The organism is Planctomycetota bacterium (genome assembly GCA_035384565.1).
GTDB lineage: Bacteria > Planctomycetota > PUPC01 > DSUN01 > DSUN01 > DAOOIT01.
Window position 1 is genome coordinate 1 of record DAOOIT010000083.1, and the last position, 21,301, is coordinate 21,301.

Here is a 21,301-nt window from a genome sequence, read left to right on the forward strand (position 1 = left end):
CGTCGCCTTGAACCGGGCCTTCACGGAGACTTGTGCATGGACCAAGGGGCCAAACCCAACTCGGGAGAACGCGACGAGCGCCTCGCCCTCCCAAGCGAGCTGCCGATCCTTCCGCTGATGAACGCGGTGATCTACCCGAACATGGTTGCCCCGCTGATGGTGCAGCGCGAGAAGTCGCTGCACTGCATTGACGACGTGGCGCCGCGCGAGCCGAAGCTGCTTGGCCTTTTCGCCCAGAAGACGGCCAGCGAGGAGGAGCCGACGGGCGAATCGCTCCACCGGGTGGGCACCGCCGGCCTGCTTCTCCAGATGCTCAAGATGCCCGACGGCGGCGCGCGGATCATCGTGCGTGGCATGGAGCGCATCCGCATCGTCGAGATCGTGCGCGAGGAGCCGCACATTGTCGCCCGCGTCGAGCGGGTCGAGGAGACCGTGACCGACTCCGTCGAACTCCAGGCCCTGTCGCGGTCGGTCGTCGAGCTCTTCCAGAAGATCGTGTCGCTCGTGCCCAACGTGCCCGACGAGGTGAAAGTGATCCTCGTCAACATCACCGATCCCGGGCGGCTGGCCGACTTCGTCGCGGCCAACCTCAGCCTGCCGCTGGAAGAGCGCCAGGCGATCCTGGAGGCCGCCAACGTGCGTGAGCGCCTCCAGCGCGTCGTGGGCCTGCTCGCGCGCGAGGTGGAGACCCTCGAGGTGGCCTCGCGGATTCAGACCCAGGTCCAGGACGAGATGGGCAAGACCCAGCGCGAGTACTACCTCCGCGAACAGATGAAGGCCATCCAGAAGGAGCTGGGCCAGGACGACGAGCACTCCTCGGAGATCGCCGAATTGCGCCGGAAGCTCGACGAGGCGAAGCTCCCCGAGGAGGCCCGCAAGGAGGCCGATCAGGAACTCGACCGCCTGAGCAAGATCCCGCCCTCGTCGGCCGAGTACACGGTGGTGCGCACTCATCTGGACTGGCTGATCGCGCTCCCGTGGAGCATCGCGACGGAGGATAACCTGGACATCGTCCGCGCGAGTTCCGTGCTGGATGAGGATCACCACGACCTGGCCAAGGTGAAGGACCGGATCCTGGAGTTTCTGGCGGTGCGGAAGCTCAAGCCTGAAGGCAAGGGGCCGATCCTGTGCTTCGTGGGACCCCCCGGCGTGGGCAAGACCTCGCTCGGCCGCTCCATCGCGCGGGCGATGGAGCGCAAGTTCATCCGAATGTCGCTCGGCGGCGTGCGCGATGAGGCCGAGATCCGCGGCCACCGCCGCACCTACATCGGCGCCCTGCCCGGACGCATCATCCAGGGCATCCGGCGCGCCGGCTCGCGCAACCCCGTGTTCATGCTCGACGAGGTGGACAAGCTGGGCGCCGACTTCCGCGGGGACCCCTCTGCCGCGCTCCTCGAAGTGCTCGACCCCGAACAAAACTTCAGCTTCTCCGACCACTACATTGACGTGGCCTTCGACCTCTCGAAGGTGATGTTCATCACCACCGCCAACCTGCTCGACCCCGTGCCCGCCGCGCTCCGGGACCGCATGGAAGTCATCGAACTCCCCGGCTACGCCGAGCACGACAAGATGATCATCGCCCGGACCTATCTCGTGCCCCGGCAGGTGGATGAGAACGGCCTGAAGGGCAAGGGCGTGAAGCTCGAGGACGACGCCCTCCGCCGCATCATCCGCGAGTACACCCGGGAGGCCGGCGTGCGGAACCTCGAACGAGAGATCGGCACCGTGTGCCGAAAGCTCGCGAAGCAGGTGGCCGAGGGCAAGGGCGGCAAACTCACGGTCAAGGCGGCCGCCATCCCCAGATTCCTCGGCCCGCCCAAGTTCGAGCTGGAGGCCCGCGAGCGCCTCAAGGAGCCCGGCATCGCCATCGGGCTCGTGTGGACCGCCACCGGCGGCGATATCCTCTTCATCGAGTCGTCCATCATGGCCGGCAAGAGCAGCCTCACCCTCACCGGGCAACTCGGCGACGTGATCAAGGAGTCCGCCCAGGCCGCCCTCACCTATATTCGCGCCCACGCGCATCACCTGGGCATCCAGCCCGACTTCTTCAAGGACCACGACATCCACGTCCATTTCCCGGCGGGCGCCATCCCCAAGGACGGGCCGTCGGCCGGCGTCACCATCGCGGCCTCTCTTGTCTCGCTGCTGAGTGGCCGGCGCGTGCGCAGCGACACGGCAATGACCGGCGAGATCACCCTCCGCGGGCGCGTGCTGCCGGTGGGCGGCATCAAGGAGAAGGTCCTTGCTGCCCATCGCGCCGGCCTGCGACGCATCGTGCTGCCCAAGCGCAACCTCAAGGACCTGGAGGACGTTCCCCAGGCCATCCGCGACGAACTCGAGATCGTTCCCGCAGAGACCCTCGAGGACGTCCTTTCCGCCACAATCCGAAACCACGCCCACGCGCAGAAACGGAGCGCCCCGGCCACCAAGTGACGCGTGACGCGCGCCTTCCGACGCCGCGGTTCCCGATCCACCATCCGCAATCCGAACTCCACGATGAGCACGGTCATCCTCAAGCGCGGTCGGGCCAAACCCTTCTTCTACGGCCACCCCTGGGTCTTCTCCGGCTCTGTCGCCCGCTTCGAGGGCGCACCCGCCGATGGCGAACTGGTGACCGTGGTGGACGACCGCGGCAACTTCGTAGCGAAGGGCTTCTATAACGGCCGCTCGCAGATTCGCGTGCGCCTCGCCACCTGGAATCCCGAGGAGACCGTGGACGCCGAGTACTTCGAGCGCCGCCTGCGCCTCGCCGTCGCGCTTCGCGAGCACACGCTCGGTCTCCCCGCCCACACCGACGCCTACCGCCTCGTCTACAGCGAGGGCGATGGCCTGCCCGGCCTGGTGGTGGACCGGTACGCCGACTGGCTGGTGGTGCAGATTCTCTCGTTCGGCCTCGCCGTGCGGAAGGCCGAGATTCTCGGCGCGCTCCAACGCGTGTGCCCTACTCGGGCCATCTTCGAGCGCTCCGACACGGACGTAGCCGAGAAGGAGGGCATCGAGCCCGCCGTGGGCGCCCTGGCCGGCCCTGAACCGCCCGGGGTCGTCCCGGTCACCGTCCACGGCGTCCGCCTGCTTGCCGACGTGCGCGGCGGCCAGAAGACAGGCTTGTTCCTCGACCAGCGCGAGAACTGGCGCGCCGTGGCCTCGTTCGCCGAGGGCCGGCGCGTGCTCGACTGCTTTGCCTACACGGGTGCCTTCGCGGTCTTCGCCAGCGTGGTGGGCAAGGCGGCTGGTGTGCTGGCCATCGAGATGTCCGAGCCTGCCCTGGCTCTGGCTCGCCGCAACGCCGAGGCGAATGGCGCGGCCAACGTCGAGTTCTGCCAAGGAAACGTCTTCGGCGAACTGCGCCGCCTGCGCGCCGAAGGGCAGAGGTTCGGCCTCGTGATCCTCGACCCGCCCAAGTTCGCACGAGCCACGGGCGACGTCGAGAGCGCGCTGCGCGGCTACAAGGACATCAATCTGATCGCCATGCAGCTTCTCGAGCCGGGCGGCATCCTTGCCACCTGCTCGTGCTCACAGCACATAGACGACTCGCTCTTCGTGGGGATGCTCAACGACGCCGCGTTCGACACCAGCCGCGAGGTGCAGGTGCTCGAGCGTCGCAGCCAGGCCGCCGACCACCCGGTCTCAGTCACCTGCCCCGAGTCCCGCTACCTCAAGTGCTACGTCTGTCGGGTGCTGTAGCCACGTTCCCTGCGACCCAACAGTCTCACCACTTGCAGTGCATCTCCCTATCGTGCCCTCTGGCGGAGGGATCAGGAAGCGCGGATGGCCTTGGCACGGCAGGGGGGGCTGGGACGATGCGGTCTTTCGTCCTCTGGAGCGCTGGTAGGCGACACAGCGTTGTCGGAAGCTCTTCGCTGCCGGGGACCTGCTCTCTGAGGACCGCGAGGAATTGCAGAAGGGCGGTGAGACTGGCTCGAACACCGGATAACGACCATCCGTGATTGCCTGCAATCTCGGCCTAGCCCCTGCAAGGCGCCATGTTTGCCCGGGCTCATGGTATACTGAGGTGAGTCGCAACCTGACCGTGTGCTTTGCGAGGAGGATGCCGGAATGAGCGCCCACGACGCGATCGAGGCCGCGACGCAGCGCCTCGGGTCAGAACTCATCGGCGCCATCGAGGCGGCGCGGCCCGCCGACCATGCGGCCCGCCTCGAGCGAGACCCCCTCGTCCACTGGACCCGCCACGGCGGCGGGGCCGGGTTTCTCGCCGGCTGCTTCCGGTTCGTGGACGTGTTCCCCGCCCTGTCTACCGATGCGCACCTGATGGAGTACCTGCGCGCCTATGTGGGCGAGCCGCGCGATTTCCTCCCGGTGGCCGGCGCCGACGGGCAAACAGCGAGGCGCGTGCGCGAACTCGTCGCCAGCCTCCAACAGCGCTTCATCGCCGGGCCGAGCCTGGATTCGGCGCTCAGCGTCTGCGAACGGCTACGGGGCCAGGGCCTGGCCTTCACGCTCGATGCGCTGGGCGAAGCCGTGCTGAGCGAGCGCGAGGCCGATGCTTACCAGGACACGTATCGGAGCCTTCTGCAAACGGCGTCGCAGGCGGTGGCCGGGTGGCCCGAGGCGCCGACCCTCGATAGCGCCCCCTGGGGCCGCGTGCCGCGGCTCAACGTGTCGCTGAAACTCACATCACTCTACAGCCGGTTCGACGGCATGGACCCGCTGGGCACGTTTGCGGGCGTGGCCCCGCGGTTGCGCGCGATCCTGCGCGCGGCGCGCGCGGCGGGCGCCTCGGTGAACGTGGATATGGAGCAGCGCGAGCACAAGGACCTCACGTTCGAGATCTTCCAGCGGATCTTGTTCGAGGAGGAGTTCCGCGACTGGCCCGACGCGAGCATCACGCTCCAGACCTATCTGCCCGAGAACCGCGCTGATCTGGCGGCCCTGCTCGACTGGGTGCGGCGGCGCGGCACGCCCGTGAACATCCGCGTCGTCAAGGGCGCCTACTGGGACTACGAGGTGCTGCGGGCACGGTACCGCAACTGGCCCGTGCCCGTCCACCAGTCGAAGGCCGCCACGGATGCCGATTTCGAGGCGGCGACGCGGATCGTGCTCGAGCAGCACGCCCTGCTGCGCCCGGCGATCGCGGGCCACAACGTGCGCAGCATCGCCCACGCAATAGCCGTCGCCGAGACGCTGGGCCTGCCCCAGGGTGCCGTGGAGTACCAGACGCTCTACGGCCTGGGCGACGAGCTCAACCGGGTGCTCGCCGAGCGCGGCCATCGCGTGCGCGTGTACGTGCCGTTCGGCGACTTCGTGCCTGGCCTGGCCTATCTGGTGCGGCGGCTGCTCGAGGCCACGTCGCGCTCGGCCTTCGTGCGCGAGATGTGGGCCTCGCCGCTGCCGGTCGTTGGACTGCTTGCCAAGCCCGAACCCCCGGAGCCGGTGGGACCGCGGGCTTCGGCCCGTACTCTTGACGCTCCGTTCGAGAACGAGCCGGTGAGCGACTTCGCGCGGCCCGAGGCGCGGCAAGCCATGGCGGCCGCGCTGGACGCGGTGCGCCAGAAGTTCGGGCGCAGCTACCCGCTGTGGATTGGCGGCCGAGCGGCCGAGGGGGCGAGCGAGATCGTGCGGCGCAACCCCAGCCTCACGGCCGAAGTGGTGGGGCGCGTTGCCCTCGCATCGCGGCGCGAGGCGGGCCAGGCCGTGCGGGCCGCCGCGCGCGCCTTCCCCGAGTGGTCGGCCCGCGCGCCTCGCGAGCGGGCCGAGTGCCTGTTGCGGGCGGCCGAGGTGCTGCGGCGCCGCCGCTTCGAGCTGGCCGCCTGGGAGGTGTTCGAGGAAGCCAAGAGCTGGCGCGAGGCCGACGCCGACGTGGCCGAGGCGATTGACTACTGCGAGTACTACGCGCGCGAGGCGGTGCGCCTGGCCGAGCCGTGGCGGCGCGACGTGCCGGGCGAGTCCAACGAGTACTTCTACGAGCCGCTGGGTGTGGCCGTGGCGATCACGCCCTGGAACTTCCCGCTGGCGATCCTGACAGGCGTGACCGCGGCCGCGGCCGTGGCGGGCAACACGGTGCTCATGAAGCCGGCCGAGCCGTCGTCGGTCGTCGCCGCGCACCTGATGGAGGTCTGGAGGGAGGCGGGCGTGCCGCCCGGGGTCATCCAGTTCGTGCCGGGCCGCGGCGAGGAGATTGGTGAGTACCTGGTCCGTCACCGCGAGGTGGCCCTCATCAGCTTCACCGGCTCGCTGGCCGTGGGGCTGCGCATTCAGCGCCTGGCCGCGCGGCTGGCGCCCGGGCAGCGGCACGTCAAGCGCGTGATCGCCGAGATGGGCGGCAAGAACGCCATCCTGATCGCCGGCGACGCCGACCTCGACCAGGCGCTGCCCGGCGTGTTGGCCTCGGCCTTCGGGTATCAAGGGCAGAAGTGCTCGGCCTGCTCTCGCGTGATTGTGGACGCGAGGTTGCACGACACGTTCGTCGAGCGCCTGGTTGCTGCGGCCGACAGCCTGCCGATCGGCCCTGCCTGGGACCCTCACGCCGCTATCGGGCCGCTCATCAACGCCGAGGCCTGCGAGCGCTTCGCGCGCTACGCCGCGCTCGCCGCCGAGACGGGGCGGGTGGTGTTCCGCGGGGATCCTGGTCCGCGGCGCGCGGAGGGCCACTACGTGGAGCCGCTGATTGTGGCCGACGTGGCTCCTGACTCGCCTCTGGCCCAGGAGGAGATCTTCGGGCCGCTGCTGAGCGTGATTCGCGCCGACGGCCTGGAGGAGGCCATCGCCATCGCCAACGACACCCAGTACGGCCTCACGGGCGGCATCTACACGCGCCACCCCGAGCACATTCGCCGTGCCCGCGCCGCGTGCCGCGTGGGGAACCTCTATGTGAACCGGCCCATCACGGGCGCCGTGGTGGGCCGCCAGCCGTTCGGCGGCATGCGCCTCTCGGGGATCGGGTCGAAGGCCGGCGGCCCCGACTATCTCCGCCAGTTCATGCAGCCCAAGACCTTCTGTGAGAACAGCGTGCGGCGCGGCTTCGCGCCCCCAAGCCCCTGAGGCAGGGAGCGACCAGGGCAAGTCGTGCTCAGTGGACAGGGCGCTGATTCCGGGTACAATAGGCGCGAGGGCGCAGACTGACGGCTTGGAGTGACAGGAAAGTGGGGTTCACGCGGATCCTGGTTGCGCTGGACGGGTCGGCCGATGCCGCAGGCGGCGGGGCTCTGGCCCTCGCGCTGGCCCGCGCGCACGGCGCACAGGTGTTCGCCTGCCACGCCTGCGACGTGGCGATCCACGCCACGCGATTCCGCGAGATGGAGCCGGGCCTCCCCGCCGACTACCAAGGGCGCGAGGCCCTCAAACGTCTGCGCGAGGCCCATGCTCCCCTCATGGGCGAGGGCTTTCATGCCCTTGCCAAAGGCTACATCGAAAGCTATCTGGCCGAGGCCCGCCGCTGCGGCATTACCGCCGAGGGGCGCGTGGCCGAGGGACGCAACTATGCGGTGCTGCTGAACCTCGCGCGCGAACTGCAAGCCGATCTGGCTGTGCTGGGCGCACACGGGCTGGGCGCGGCGGGCGACGGTCGCCTGGGCAGCACGGCTGGGCGCGTGCTGCGGGCCGCGGCGGGCGATGTGCTGATCGCGCGCGCCGCCGCCGGGGCAGGGCCGGTCCTGGTGGGTGTGGACGGCAGCCCTGAGGCGCTGGCTGCCGTGGACAGTGCGGCTTCCATCGCCCAGGCGCTGGGCTGCCCGCTCCAGGTCGCCGCGGCCTATGACCCCGACCTTCACAAGGCCGTGTTCGGAGCCATGGCGCGCTCGCTGTCGCCCGAGCGCCAGGCCCAGGTGGGTTTGAGCAAGCAAGAAGCCCTGCACAAGACGTTTATTGACGACGGCCTCGCGAAACTCTACCAGGGCTTCCTCGACCAGGCCGCGGGCCGCGCGGCGGCCCTGGGAATGCGCCCCACGGCATCGCTGCTTCGAGGCAAGGCCTACCGTGTGCTGGTGGACCACGCAGGCGCCATCGGCGCGCGGCTCATGGTGGTCGGGCGGTTCGGGCATCACCGCGGCACGGCGGATATCGGCTCGAACGCGGAGGCGGCCGCCCATCTCGCTCCGTGCAGCGTGCTGGTGACGGCGCCCGCCGCCGACCCGGCGCGGCCCGCAGAGGGGGCCGAGATGGCATGGGACGCCGAGGCCCTGGCGCGCCTCGAACGAATCCCCGCGTTCGCCCGGCCAATGGCGAAGCAGGGTATCGAGCAGCACGTGCGAGCGCGAGGGGGGCACCGCGTCACGCTCGAAGACGTGCGCGAGGTCGGGAGTCGCATGGGCATGAGCAGCCAGGATGGGAGCCGGAATGTCTGAGCCGCCCGAGGCGCAGGAGGTCGTGCTCCGCAAGCTGCGCCCCCTCGCTCCGCCATTCCACCGGCACATCGCCCGCAGCAAGCTCCTCGGCCAGACGTGCCGGGTGGGCGATCGCGTGGTGGTGTACGAGGTCGTGGCCACCGTGCCTGGGGGCGATGTGCGGGTGACCCCGGAGACCATTCTGCGCTTCGAGTAGGATCGACGCGAACGCTGGGAGCCCGCCGGTGGCCGCCATCGAGGCCCACAACCTGACTTGCGCACACGCGCCCGGGCGGGGCGTGTGCGGCGTGTCGCTGGCGGTGGATGCCGGCGAGTGCTATGCCGTGCTCGGCCGCAACGGTTCGGGCAAGAGCACTCTCACGCGGCTGCTGCTGGGGCTCGAGCCGGTTGGGGGTGGGAGTCTGGCCGTCCTCGGCCTGCCGGTGGCTCGCGGCTCCCGACGCCACTTGGGCCGGCTCGGGGTGTGTCTGGACACGAGTGCGCACTGGGAAGCATTGTCGGGCTGGCAGAACGCCTGCTTTGTGGCGCAGGCCTATGGCCGGAATGGGCGGGCCCTGGAGGGCCGCCTCGCGTGGTTGTTCGACCGCGCGGGCTTGGCCCCATACCGTGACGAGCCGGTAGCGACATACTCGTTCGGGATGCGGCGCAAGCTGGCCCTCGTCGAGGCCTTCTGCCACGAGCCCGAGCTCGCGGTGCTTGACGAGCCGACAGCGGGCGTGGACGAGCAGTTCGTCGTTGAACTCGCCGACCTGTTGCGCCAGCGAGGTGCGCGCGGGCAGACCACCTGGATCGCGAGTAACGACGTGGAGTGGGCGGCCTGCGTCGCCTCGCGCGTGGCCTTCCTGGAGGCAGGACGTCTCGTTGCGGAAGGTACGCCCGAGGGCTTGATCCGCGAGGTGTCGCCCCTGTGCGAGGTGCACCTGGTCCTCGCCGGCAGCGTGCGGGTGCCTCCACCAGCGCTCGACGGGGTGCGCGCGTTCTCGCAGGACGGCACTTCGTTGCGCGCGCTGATCGGCGATTCGAGGCATCTGCCGCGCCTGCTCGAACACGTGGGTTCCACGGGGGCCGAGGTGGCGAGGGTCGAAGTGGCGCGCGCCACCTTGCGCGACGCCTTCCTTCTCAAGACGGGGAGGGAGCTGGGGCCGTGACGCCGTCGAACGTGCTGCAACTGGAACTGGCGGCGGCGTTCTCGAGCCGGCGGGCGCTCGCCCTTCGAGTGGGCGTGGCGCTGCTGCTGGGGCTGCCGTTTGTGTTCGCCCCGATGCCGCTCCGAGCGCGCGCGTGCGGCCTGTGCGTCCTCACCGTGTTCGTCTCGTTCTTCGGGGCGGCCGTGGGCCTGGTGCGGCGCCGGGCCGAGGGGCAGTGGACGCGGCTGGCTCTGCTGCCGATCCCGCGCAGCATCGTATGGTCGGACCTGTTGCTGGCGGGCGGCGTGGTGGACCTTGTGCAGACGGCGCCCGTGGTGGGGCTGCTGGCAGTAGTCCATGGCCTGCCCACGGCGGGGGGCGCGTTGCTGAGTGCCGCGGGTGCGCTGTGCGCGTGCGTGCTGACGCTCAATGCCCTGGGCATGCTGCTGGCCGTGGCGGTGAGGACGAATGCCGAGGTGCACCTGGCCGGGGCCCTGGGCGTGGGGGTCCTCGTGTTGCTGTCGGGCCTGGTGCCGACCGCGGGGCCGCTGGCCGGCGTTGTGGCGGCGGCCTCGCCTTTCAGCCCGGTGGCCTGGCTGGAGCATGCATTGAGGGCAATGGCGGCCGATGCATCGAGCGTTGGGCGCCATTCCGTTCTGGCGGGCAGCCTTGTGCTGCTCATCCTGGCGGCCTGGTTGGCTGCCCGCACCGTGGGTGGGCCGCGCGAAAGCGAGGAGTGAAATGAATCAGTTCGAGAAAACCTATGTGGCCTTGGGCTTTGTAGCACTGGCCCTAGTCGAATTTGCGACCGCGATGCGCGTGTTCGGGTGCAAGGGGGACCCCTCGCCGCGCGCCCGCCTGCTCATGCGGGTGCATCGGATCGGCGGCTATGTGTTCCTGGTCTACGCGCTGTTTCTGGCCTGGGTGGGCCTCGACATGATGGAGCGGTACTTCGCGGCGGGCAACTACGCCGAGCGGTTTGATGCGCGGGTGTTCACCCATGCCTTGCTGGCCTTCGGCCTGATCGCGCTGCTGTTGCTCAAGATCTTCTTCATCCGCGTGTACCGCGCCTACCGCCCGTACGTGCCGCTGCTGGGCATCGCCGTGGCGGCCGTGGCCGTGATCATCTGGCTGGTCGCTGGGCTGATGTTCCTGGCGATCATGGGCGGGGTCAAGGTGGTGGGCTGATCGCCGGCGGCGCGGGGGCAAGCCTATGCCGTCGGCGGATGAAGAAGAGATAAAGCATCACGACCCAGAGGATGCTGGCGAAGATCACCGCCCCAACCTGCCATCCGCTTGGTTTCGGCATATCGTACAAGCCGAGGTACAACGCATCGTCGGGCAGCTTGACCCCCTGCTTCTCCTCGAAGATGCTGCGGATGCGGTAGGAGAAGGGCTGGTAGCGGAAGGCGCGCAGCTTGCCGACGAATCGGGTGAGCTGCCGCCAGTCGTCGGTGACCTTGTCATAAGTCTTGACGACGATGCGGTGGCCGTAGGGGTCGAGGGTGAAGTACGTGAGGTCGAGGCCGTAGCGCCGGTAGATGAATGCCTTGTCGAAGTTGGGCGTGCCCGCGATGGAGACGAACGTGGCCGAGCGGAAACGCCCGGGCGTGAGGTCGGCGGGCGACTCGATCATCACAGGGGTTTTGGGGCCGAAGTCGTAGAGGAGTTCGGGAATCTGGAGCAGCAGCAGCCAGCCGACGAAGGCCAGGGCGAAGAGCTTGAGGCAGGTGAGGACCACGCGCCCGAGGAGCCGCATCAGCGCCCACCGTAGAAGAAGCCGGCCACGAGCAGGGCCAGGATGAAGGCGATCGAGAAGAGGGTGAACCCGACCCATATCCGCACGGTCCAAAGGACCCAGCGTTGGTCGTCGGCGGGCTGGGTGAGAGGATAGGGCTCGAACATGGCCTCGAGCTCCTCTTCTTTGAAGAGGGGCACGGGGGTCACGAACCAGTTGAGCGTCCTCACGCCGTCCTTGTAGGTCTCGAGCCTGGGGTCCTCGGATGGAGGCGGGGCGGCTTCGGGCTGGGGGCTGTCGTCCGTCATGGCAGGTCCTGCCTAGTAGGGCTTCGCGGCCTCGAGGTGCTCCACGATGAGCCGGGCCTCGTCATTGGAGAGCTTGAGGCCATAGGCGCGCATCTGACTCACGATCAGGCTCCAGCGGTCGGTGAGCCTGTAGTTCTTGACCCGTTCGAGGGTGTGGCAGCCTGAACAGTGGACGCGGATGAGGGCCACGGGGTCGAGGAGCTTCTGGCCCACGCCGCCCGCCTGGATGAGTGCCCCCTTGGGCGGGGCCTTGGCCGCGGCGAGTTCCTCAGGGGTGAAGACGTCCTCAGGCCGTTTGTTGACCATGAGCACGGGCTGGCGTTGCTCGGGGATGTAGACGTGGTCGTAGTGTGAATAGCGGTTCACGAAGCGGGGGCGCGCGGCTTCACGCACGTACCCGCCGAGCATCACGGTGAGGAAGGAGAGCGCACCCATCAGGATGAACAGCGCCCGGCCCGAGCCCTTGTGGTACCGGACGAGGTGCCCGGCGAGAAGCGCCGCTGCCGCCGCGACGCCGGCCATGGCGAAGAAGAACTTCCAGGTCATGATCATGCCCATGCTCATGTAATAGAGCAGGTAGAAGAGGGCCAGGCTCCACACGAGCACCCGCGGCAAGGCGAAGTTGGCCCCGGTGCGCCTGTCCGAGTCGTGGAAATACCCCAGGCTGAGCCCGAACATCCCTGCCACGAAGATCTGCTTGAGCCACCACCAGTCAATGCCCAGCGCCACCACGTCGCCCCCGCCCCACATGAGGTTCACATAGGCCTCGTTGGCCTCGTACTTGAGCACGTGGGCGTAGAAGTAGCCGACGATGGGCAGGCCGAGGAAGCACAGGAACCCGGTGTAGAAGGCGCACCGGGCGTTGTCCTCGTAGTACTTCTTGACCTTCTCGCGGTGTGTGAAGTAGTGCATGAACCCGCAGATGGCCGCCACGGTGAACCCGCCATAGGCCACGTTGGCCAGCGCCCGGTGGGCTGTGAGCATGAGGAACGAGGGGTTGTAGAAGCCCATCCTGTCCCAGCCGTCAATCAGGCCTCCCACGGTGGCCTGGCCGGTCTGATAGCCGGGCGTGAGCATGTAGCCGCCGATGCCGTTGATGAGGTAGAACTGGAGCAGGAACAGGGGGGTGAGCAGCGCGCCCAGGAAGATGTGCAGCTTCTTGTGGCCCCACATCTTCTGCCAGAAGAAGTAGTGGAACGTGACGGTGGTGGCGAGGAGGAAGAAGATGAACTCCTCGACGATGAGGCTCCAGAACTGGTGGACGAAGAGCTGGCTCCAGAACTGCGGGAACAGGCCGCTGAGCGAGAAGAGGAGGCCGATGGCGACAATGGTGCCGATGTTGTAGATGCACACGTGGACCAGTTGCATGCGGCGGGCCAGAAGGTCGTAGCGGCGGTCGCGGTTGCGGTAGCCGACGATCTGGAGCACGGTGACGAGCGCGGCCAGGCCAATGGAGAGCGAGGCCACGGCGGTGTGGAGCAGGGCGGTGAGGCCGATGGTCCACTTCGCGCCGAGGAGGGGCACGTCTATCGCCGTCGCACTCATCGGTAGTACCTGTCCAGATAGCGCAGGAGGCGGTCGCGCTCGTCGGCGTCTCTTCCGACGCCGCGATGGTTGGCGTCGCCCAGGATGTCGGCCCAGGCCCGGCGATGATCATAGCGGTTGAACTCGTTGATCGTCTTGTGGTGGCACTGCACGCAGCGGTCGTAGAGCAGGAAGCGGTCGCGCTCGCGGGGAAGGGCTTCGGGCTTCTCGAGTTCGCCATAGACGGTGTGAGGGTTCTTTGCCCCTTCGCGCACCATGCCGCCGATGCAGAAGGCAAAGAAGCTGGCCAGGCCGGCGGCGAACATGGCCCACTTCCACCCCTTGGTCTCCACGCTGCCTCTGCCCCGGATGCCCCAGAGCAGCGCGGCCAGGGCGGCAAGCAGCACCGTGTAGGCCCCGCGCCATACCCAGGGTGAATCGCCGAGCCACTTCAGTGGCGGGTGGATTGTGAGCACGACCCACAGAAGGCCCAGCCCTGCCGTGAGCCCCCACAGCAACAGGCGGCTCTGGTAGCGCAGGAAGATGTAGGCGCCGCCGATAGCCACGAACACTGCGATGAGCGCCACCTTGGCGATGAACATCCAGGCCTGGTGGCCGCCCATGATCGCGTGGAAGGCCACGGGCGCATGCCGCCCGATCACCTGGGCGTAGAACCAGCCGATCACGGGCATTCCGAAGGAGGCGAGCACCCCGATCGTGAAGGTCAGGTGCGACGCCCAGTTGTAGTAGGCGCGATCTTCCGCAGGCTTCCTGCCCACGGCCCGTAAGCCCAGCACGCCGCCCGTCACCATCATGGCCCAACTGATGTTGCCCACGAACCTGTGCGAGAACAGGAAGGGCAGGCTGGGGTTGAAGAAGGCCTGGGCCGACCAGGCCACCGGCTCATCCACGCCCGGCAACGCGCGGCTCGCCGTCAGCATGTAGCCGCCCACGGCGTCCCACACGAGTTGCACCATCAGCCCCCAAAAGGCGGCCACCGCCCCCAGGAGGATGTGGAGGCGCTTGTGGTTCACGCTCCAGTTCCACAGCAGGTAATACAACAGGAAGAGAAAGATGACTTCGAAGATGAAGAACACGAACTGCGCCATCAGCGGCCAGAAGAAGAGGTTGGACCAGCGCGACCAGAACTCGGGATAGGTGCCCATGATCCACATGGGGATGCCCGTGCCGAGGGCCGCCCCCGGCGAGAAGAGCGTGAGCGAGAACCAGATGAGCCCCGCCGCCAGGCGGTCGTAGCGGGCGTCGCGCCGCCGCCACCCGATGTACTCGAATACCGGCGCCAGCACCATGCACGCCGTGATGTAGGTGGCGAGGGGGATGTGCGAAAAGGTGATCTCTTCGATCCATATCCAGCGCGGGAAAATGGGCGGGTCTATGACCGGCAGATCCATGCGTCCGTTCGCTCCGCCACGAGGAGGCAACCCCAAGAGTCTAGCATGAGCCGCGTCGGGCGGCAAGCCCTCCATGCGCCCTGCGGGGAGGCGCCCGGCTCGGCTCGGGCGGCAGGCTACTCCACCTGGACCCTGGCCTCGCCGCGGGCGCCGCTGGCGATGTCGCGGAACGTGAGGAGGTACGCGCCCGTCGGTTCGTTCAGAGCCAGGGGAATGGTGAAAACCGCCGTTCCGCCGCCCGTCTCCAGCGTCTGGGCAAGATAGCGAACCGCCTGGCCGTCGGGCCGCGTCACCTGAAGACTGATGAAGTGGCGGACGGGCCGGACGAACGGCCCGCCGCTCCGCGCCACGCGGACGCGCCCCTCGATGGCTCCGCCGCGCCGGGCCACTGTCTGCCTCAGGTCAGTAGCCAGGCCCGTCACGGAGTAGGGGAGGATGCTGAAGAGCTGGACGTCGGCGGCTCCAAGCCTGACCCGCCAGGTTGGCTCGGAGCCTGCGTAGCGGCCGTTGAGCATGTCGTAGACGTGGCCCTCCCGAGGCGCACGGACCAGGACCTCGGCGTCGCCCTCCTGTCTGGCCTTGCGCTGTTTGGTGAGGCCGATGTAGCGCGCCCGCCCGTCGCTGTGAACCGAAGCTTCAAGGCCAGGCAGCCAACGGCCTTCCGGGCAATCCACACGCACCGGCGGCTCGATCCTGTGCGCGCGAAGGATGACGGTGAGGAGGGCGCCGATCAGGCGGTTGTGGCCCGGCTCGCCCGTGTAGGCATAGAGGTGCTCGGGCGTCGGGTAGCCGCGGTAGTAGTTGAAGGGGATGTTGAGGCAAACCGCTGAGCCCTCTCCAACGTCGTTCCACGTGACGAGCGGGATGCCGTCAACCTCGCAGAGCGCCTTCGCTCCGTTGATGACCACGGCGGGGTCGGCGGGGAACCTCTGGACAGGGGTCGCGATGGCCACGCCCTTGTAGTCGCCGCTGATCGAGGCCGTGAGCATCTTGCGGCCGAGTTCCTTCTTCCACGTGAGGCCGAAGAGGGCGGAAGCGGAAGCAGCGAACCGCGAATCCTGCGAATCACGCGAATGGCGAACGCTGATTCCTGATTCGCTCGATTCGTTGGATTCGCGGTTTGGGCCGCTGTTGATGAGCCGGCCGCTCTCGTCGGCGAGGCCGGGGCGGGCGTCGGCAATGAGCAGGCCGCCGCCGCGGACGAAGCGGGTCAGTTCCCGCGACTCTTCCTCGCCGATGGCGAGGGACAGGGGCATGATGAGCGCCTTGTAGCCACGGAGGCCGCCCCGCTTGATCTGCTCGTTGGCCACCATCGTGTAGGGCTGGCCGACCTGGTCGCGGAGAATCTGGATGAGGAAATGGAAGTCAAAGGGCCGCTCGGCGCCGAAGTCGGGCACCTGCGGGCAGAGCAGGCGGCTGGGCACGGAGTAGTGGAGGGCGATGCCGCCCCAGTCGCGGCGCGCGCGAGTGAAGACGTTGTAGTAGCCGCTGCGAATCGTCGCCAGGTCGCGGGCGTATTGTTGGAGCGTTGCGACCGGCGTGAGGCCGGGGCTGATGCACGACTCGTTGCCCGGCGGCGTGAGCTGGTAGAACCAGGTGCTCGTGAAGCCGCGAAGCAGGCCGTGCCACACGCGCCAGTGGTGCCACTCGGTGTCGGTCAGTTCCTCGCCGCGGCAGAAGGCGTTGTAGAGGTAGCCGCCGTACTCCAGGCCGAGGAAGGAGTTCGGCTTGGCGAACGAGCGGGCGTCCTCGTAGGGCAGGATTTCGCCCTCCTTGCCATAGGGGGCGAACATCTCGAACTCCTGCATGAACGTGTACCAGTCGTGCCCGCAGCTTGCCATCGGCCACATCGGGCAGTCCACGCCAACTCGGGCGTGGGGGTCGAATGCCTTGATGACCTGGCGCGGGCGGCGGGCCATGTCGTTGAACGCCTTGTAGTTGCTGAGCCACTGGTCAATCCAGCGGCTGAAGTTGCCCGTGGCCTTCGCCTGTTCCAGGTAGTCCTTCTCGAGGATGAGCTTGCCCTTGTGGGCGGGGCCTCCGTGCCCCGCGTCTGCGCCCTTCCTGTTGATGGGATAGACCTCGTCGAAGGAGCCGTAGGCGGTGTCCCACTGCTTGTTGAGTGCGGCGATGGTCTTGTAGCGTGAGCGGAGAAAGTTGCGGAACTCGATGACGCGGCCGGGCAGCTCGTCGCCGCCGCCGTAGTCAATCTCGTCGCCGCAGTAGTACGCCACGGGGTCGAAGGGGAGCTGTTCCTTGAGCTTCTCCGTCGCCTCGTGCTGCTTCTTGAGCTCTTCGGGCGTGAGGTCGAAGGCGTGTCGGGGCAGGCCCGAGTAGCCGGGCAGGGCCACCGTGTCGGCAGCATCGAGGGTGTCGTGCGTCACCCGCATGCCGCGCCCCGCATCGAAGCCGAGACTGGCCAGCACACGGGCATAGACGTTGCCCGCGTGGTCGCCGGGGAACCCCGCCCACCCCACAAAGAAGAAGCGGTCCCAATCGCGCCGCACCGTGGTGAAGCGGGTGACCGCCACGCTGCACACCTCTCCGGCAAGGCGCAACTCGGCCCTCACGCGGCCGAGGGTGGTGGCGAAGGACCGAATCCGGAACGTGGTCTCAACGGCCTCGGCGCCCGCCGTCGGAGTCATGTCCTTGCGGTCGAGCAGGCGGCCGTGATTGTCGAGGAGGTCGAAGGTCACGCTCGCCCCTTTGGGCGCCGCGGCGGACAGCGTCGCCGTGGCCTTCAGTTCTGCGGCTCTCCCATCGGCCAGGTGTATCCACGGCGGCGCGAGCGTGACGCCGCGGATGCGGAGGGGGGCAGCCACATCCAGGGCTGCGGTCGCCCAGTTCACGTTCCCCTTTCCGTCACTCACCACGACATCGAGAAAGTGGGAGCCGGCAGGCAGCGTCGGCAGAGGGAGCAGCACTACCGATGGGCCATCGAGCTTCACACGCTGCTGGGCCTCGTGAAACGGGCGGAGGGCCGCCGCGTCCTGGCCTGGCCCCGGCACGGCGATGGGGTGAATGGGGGGGACGAGGAGGCGTTCGGGACTGCGAATGGCGAGGGAGACTGTGTAGTCCCCCTTGCCCGCAAGGCGGAAGCCCCGCTGGGGGCTCTCGCCCACTAGGAAGGTGGGGAAGTCGTGGAACTGGACGGCTGGCTCGCGGCCGGCGGCCCAGAGCATGGCCTTGATGGCGAAGGACTGGTAGTATTCGTAGTGGAGGTCGTTGCGGTCGGGGGCGTTGGCGAAGAGGCCCCAGCCGCCGGCGAGGGTGAGGCGCATGACGCGGCCCTTGCCGAACTGGTAGAGGGCGGCGACCTTGCGGTAGTCCTTCTCCTTGTCTTTCTCGGTCAGGCGGAAGCCGGGCAGCGCCGCGTAGGGGATGCCCTGGGCGAGAATCGGTGGCGGGGTGGTGATGGGCGCCGCGGTGAGTTCCTTTTCGAAGGCTGGGTCGAGTACGGGCTTCTTCTCGCCCTGCTTCGCCACTTTGCGGGGCGGGATGGCGGTGTAGATGAGGCCGGTGCCGCCCTGGACCATCGCCTTCAGCTTGTCGGCAACAGCTTCGTAGAAGACGCTCTCCTCGACGGGGCCGAGGATGACCGCGTCGTAGGTGCCCTGGAGCGCCTTCGTGAGGTCGGCCACGATGTCCTCGCGCCGCATGCCCTTGGTGGGCGGGAAGAAGGGCTGGCGAAGCTGGTCGCGGGTGAACTCGTAGAAGTCGCTGAAGACGATCGTCGCGTCAACGTCGGCCCGCTGGAGCAGCTCGACGGTGTCGCGCTGGGTCACGCGCGGCTGGACGAAGAGCAGCTTCAGCTTGCCGCCGGCGAGGGGCTTCGCCCAGGGGATGCAGGGGGTCACAAGCTCCGTGTTCAGGCGATACCACTCGTCGGGCATGACCATCAGGCGGTTGCAGTTGTTCCACCAGCCGCCGTTGAGGCCCTGGATCACCACCTCGGCTTTCGCTGTCTTGTTGTCGAGGTCGTTCGTGCAGTCCCACGTGGCGTCCGAGCGGATCGCAATCTTCCGCCCGTCAGCCATCTCGATGGAGCCTGCCACGAAGAGGCCGGCGTACCAGTTCTTCGTCCGCGCCTTGACGAGAATGCGGTTCCTGCCCTGGACGAGGAGGGGCTTGATGTCGTACGTCTCGAGGGTCAGCCAGAAGTCGTCGGACCCGACCTTCTTGTCGTTGATGAACAGCGCATACTCACTCTCGGCGGTAACGCGCAGCGACGCGCTCTTCGGGTCGGCGGGGACTTCGTAGTTGCGCCAGAAGGAGAACTCGGCGTCCCTCAGGGGCTTGGGGATGGCATTGGTATCCTTGTCGGACCATATCCAGCACGCCTCGTCGAGCGGGTCGGGAGTTGCGGCGAGCGCCGCTGCCGCGACGAGGGCTAGCCCCACGCACATTGCCGCTGCGGTCCTCATGTTCGCGCCTCCTGAAGAGCTTGCCCGGGGTATCATAGCGGCCGAACGGGCAGGGGGCAAACGTGAATGGACGGGCCACGAGTGAGAGAATGGGGCTCGCCGTGGGAGGGGAGTGTGGGAGAGAGAGGGCCCGCTCCTGAGGGGGCGGGCGGTTTCGGATCAGGGGGCCAGGCTACTGCGTGTCAATTACGCGGAGGGCCTCTTCCATGGAGGTGACGCCCTGGAGCACCTTGGCGGCGGCATCCTGGAGCATCGTGATCATGCCTTGTTCGGCGGCCAGCCGCGCGATCTCGGCCGCGGGCGCGCGCCGGAGCACGAGGCTGCGTATCTCGTCGGTCACCACCAGCAACTCGAAGACGCCCAGGCGTCCGCGGTAGCCCTTGTGCTCGCAGGCGGGGCAGCCGCGAGGCTTGTAGGCCTGGAGGCCCTCCACGCTGGCGCCGATGGGCAGAGCGAGGCGCTCGACGGCGGCAGGCGGGAGGTCATAGGGTTCGCGGCACTTGGGGCACAGCATGCGCACCAGGCGCTGGGCCAGCACGCCCAGGAGCGACGAGGAGACAAGGAACGGCTCCACCCCCATGTCGAGCAGCCGCGGGGCGGCGCCCGGCGCGTCGTTGGTGTGCAGGGTGCTGAGCACCAGGTGGCCCGTGAGCGAGGCCTCGGTGGCGATGAGGGCCGTGTCGTGGTCACGGATCTCCCCCACCATCACGATGTTGGGGTCCTGGCGCAGCACGGAGCGCAGCGCCGTGGCGAAGGTGAGGGGCGACTTGGCGGTGGAGCCGACCTGCACCTGGGTGACCCCCGGAATCCTGCGTTCCACGGGGTCCTCGACGGTGAGGACGTTCTTCTCGGGGCTGTTGAGGCGCTCGAGCACCGAGTAGAGCGTGGTGGTCTTGCCGGAGCCGGTCGGCCCGGTGACCAGGATGAGGCCATAGGGACGGGTCACCAGGTCCTCGAAGCGGCGGAGCTGGTCCTCGGTGAAGCCGAGCTTGTGGAGGGGCACCTGCGAGGCGGCGTGCTCGGCGATGCGCATGACGAGCTTCTCGCCGTGGAGACCGGGGAGGCTCGAGACGCGCAGGTCGTAGCGCCTGCCGTTGCAGGTGAACGAGATGCGCCCGTCCTGGGGCCGTCGCTTCTCCGCAATGTCCATCGCCGCCATCACTTTGAGGCGCGCGGTGAGGGCGCGGCCGTATCGCCACGAGTGGCTCGGCGCGTCGTGCAGCACGCCGTCCACCCGGTAGCGCACGCGCAGCGAGCGCTCCTCGGGCTGGATGTGGATGTCGCTCGCCCCCTTGCTCACGCCGGCCGCGAGAATGAGGCTCACGAGGCGCACGATCACGGGCTCGTCCTCGTCGAGGCGGAGGTCCTCCGCCTCGTCCTGCGAATCGGGGGGGGCCTCGACCTCGACGCGCTCGGCCTCCTTGGCCGCCGTGGTGATCATGCCGGCCACATCGGCGGCCGGGAGGCCGAAGTAGCGGTCAAGGGCGCGGAGGATCTCGTCCTCGACGGCGATCTTGGCCTCCACGGCGAAGCCCGTCGTCAGGCGGATTTCGTCTATCGCGCGCACATTGAGCGGGTCGCTCAGGGCCAGCGTGAGCGTGCTGCCGTCGAGTTGGAGGGGGATCACCTTGTGGTGTTTGAGGAGGCGCTCGGGGACGCTGTGGACCGCCGTGTCGCTGAACGCGTAGTCGCGCAGGTCCACAAAGGGGAGGCCCCATTGGCGCCCGAGGGCGCGCTGCTTGTGCTCGGGGGTGATGGCGCCGCTGCTCTCGAGCACCTCGCCGATGCGGCGGCCCGTGGCCCGGGCGATCTGGGCGGCGCGCTCGATCTGCTGTTCGCTCAGGTCGGTGAAGTCGCGCAGGGTCTCGCCGAGTCGGCGGCTGTCGCGGCGGACGATCTCGCTCACGGGGATGTGCTCTCCCAGGGGGGGACCTCGAGCAAAGGAGACGCAAGCAGCATGAGCGCCTGCCGCGGTGCCGTGGACGACACGTCCGCATCGCGGGGGTCCCTGTGAAACCTCCCGCAGGTCTGGAACCTGGGGGAGGCGGTCGGCGATCGAAGCCCTCCAGGGTCATGTACATTGCCTCCCGAAGTCATGGAGACCTCCAGGAGGGTGGAATGCTCGGGCTCTAGGAGCCTGTCCAAGAATCCCCGTGGGCTGCGTTGCCGGCGGCAGCGGGACGGATGCAAGGCGCGGCTCCGCAGGCGATGCTGCGGAGCGCATCGCTGAGGAGACGCAACGCGGCAGGCGCTCCGCTGCCGCCGCAACCCGAAGGGACGCCGCGACTTCTGGCCGCAGGCGTTGTCGCACGTCGTCAGCGATGCTCTCCGTTGCATCGCCTCCTCCGTGCTCCTAGCCTGCGGCCAGAATCGCGGGCGTCGCAGTCCCACGCGGATTCTTGGACAGGCTCCTAGCTCGACTTTCGCCAAAATGGAAGACGCCGAGAGCCCACGTGGTATGATGTATT

The 21,301-nt window shown here is 68.3% G+C and carries 14 protein-coding genes; 8 read left to right on the forward strand and 6 right to left on the reverse strand.

Annotation, left to right across the window (positions count from 1 at the left end):
* The first annotated feature begins 36 nt into the window (after nucleotides 1–36).
* From lon to PLE19_21035, 8 genes are all read left to right on the forward strand, one after another.
* Entirely contained in the window at nucleotides 37–2,433 is a 2,397-nt protein-coding gene (lon, locus tag PLE19_21000) for an endopeptidase La (protein ID HPD17424.1), read from the forward strand.
* Nucleotides 2,434–2,496: 63 nt separating this feature from the next.
* Nucleotides 2,497–3,684, forward strand: coding sequence for a class I SAM-dependent methyltransferase (locus tag PLE19_21005; protein HPD17425.1), 1,188 nt, complete (start codon nucleotides 2,497–2,499; stop codon nucleotides 3,682–3,684).
* Nucleotides 3,685–4,056: 372 nt separating this feature from the next.
* Complete coding sequence (locus PLE19_21010; protein ID HPD17426.1) at nucleotides 4,057–6,999, forward strand: proline dehydrogenase family protein; 2,943 nt, start codon at nucleotides 4,057–4,059, stop codon at nucleotides 6,997–6,999.
* Nucleotides 7,000–7,100: 101 nt separating this feature from the next.
* A complete protein-coding gene (locus tag PLE19_21015) occupies nucleotides 7,101–8,300 on the forward strand; it encodes a universal stress protein (protein HPD17427.1) in 1,200 nt (399 codons plus the stop codon).
* On the forward strand, nucleotides 8,293–8,496 hold the full coding sequence (locus PLE19_21020) for a hypothetical protein (GenBank protein ID HPD17428.1): 204 nt from the start codon (nucleotides 8,293–8,295) through the stop codon (nucleotides 8,494–8,496). The genes PLE19_21015 and PLE19_21020 overlap by 8 nt, the downstream gene beginning before the upstream one ends.
* Before the next feature lie 28 nt (nucleotides 8,497–8,524).
* The gene (locus tag PLE19_21025; GenBank protein HPD17429.1) at nucleotides 8,525–9,448 is read left to right on the forward strand and encodes an ABC transporter ATP-binding protein; all 924 of its coding nucleotides are present in this window, start codon (nucleotides 8,525–8,527) and stop codon (nucleotides 9,446–9,448) included.
* Entirely contained in the window at nucleotides 9,445–10,167 is a 723-nt protein-coding gene (locus PLE19_21030) for an ABC transporter permease (protein ID HPD17430.1), read from the forward strand. The genes PLE19_21025 and PLE19_21030 overlap by 4 nt, the downstream gene beginning before the upstream one ends.
* 1 nt (nucleotide 10,168) lies before the next feature.
* On the forward strand, nucleotides 10,169–10,615 hold the full coding sequence (locus PLE19_21035) for a DUF6529 family protein (GenBank protein HPD17431.1): 447 nt from the start codon (nucleotides 10,169–10,171) through the stop codon (nucleotides 10,613–10,615).
* Here PLE19_21035 and PLE19_21040 read toward each other — a convergent pair.
* From PLE19_21040 to PLE19_21065, 6 genes are all read right to left on the reverse strand, one after another.
* A complete protein-coding gene (locus tag PLE19_21040; protein ID HPD17432.1) occupies nucleotides 10,599–11,186 on the reverse strand; it encodes a hypothetical protein in 588 nt (195 codons plus the stop codon). The two genes, PLE19_21035 and PLE19_21040, sit on opposite strands and share 17 nt — an antisense overlap.
* Nucleotides 11,186–11,473 (reverse strand): hypothetical protein, encoded by a 288-nt coding sequence (locus PLE19_21045; GenBank protein ID HPD17433.1) that lies wholly within the window; start codon nucleotides 11,471–11,473, stop codon nucleotides 11,186–11,188. Before PLE19_21045 ends, PLE19_21040 begins: the two co-directional genes overlap by 1 nt.
* 12 nt (nucleotides 11,474–11,485) lie before the next feature.
* The gene (locus tag PLE19_21050) at nucleotides 11,486–13,018 is read right to left on the reverse strand and encodes a cytochrome ubiquinol oxidase subunit I (protein ID HPD17434.1); all 1,533 of its coding nucleotides are present in this window, start codon (nucleotides 13,016–13,018) and stop codon (nucleotides 11,486–11,488) included.
* The gene (locus tag PLE19_21055; GenBank protein HPD17435.1) at nucleotides 13,015–14,409 is read right to left on the reverse strand and encodes a cytochrome ubiquinol oxidase subunit I; all 1,395 of its coding nucleotides are present in this window, start codon (nucleotides 14,407–14,409) and stop codon (nucleotides 13,015–13,017) included. Before PLE19_21055 ends, PLE19_21050 begins: the two co-directional genes overlap by 4 nt.
* Before the next feature lie 116 nt (nucleotides 14,410–14,525).
* On the reverse strand, nucleotides 14,526–18,833 hold the full coding sequence (locus PLE19_21060; protein ID HPD17436.1) for a hypothetical protein: 4,308 nt from the start codon (nucleotides 18,831–18,833) through the stop codon (nucleotides 14,526–14,528).
* A 172-nt stretch (nucleotides 18,834–19,005) separates the two neighbouring features.
* On the reverse strand, nucleotides 19,006–20,739 hold the full coding sequence (locus PLE19_21065; protein ID HPD17437.1) for an ATPase, T2SS/T4P/T4SS family: 1,734 nt from the start codon (nucleotides 20,737–20,739) through the stop codon (nucleotides 19,006–19,008).
* Nucleotides 20,740–21,301 lie beyond the last annotated feature (562 nt).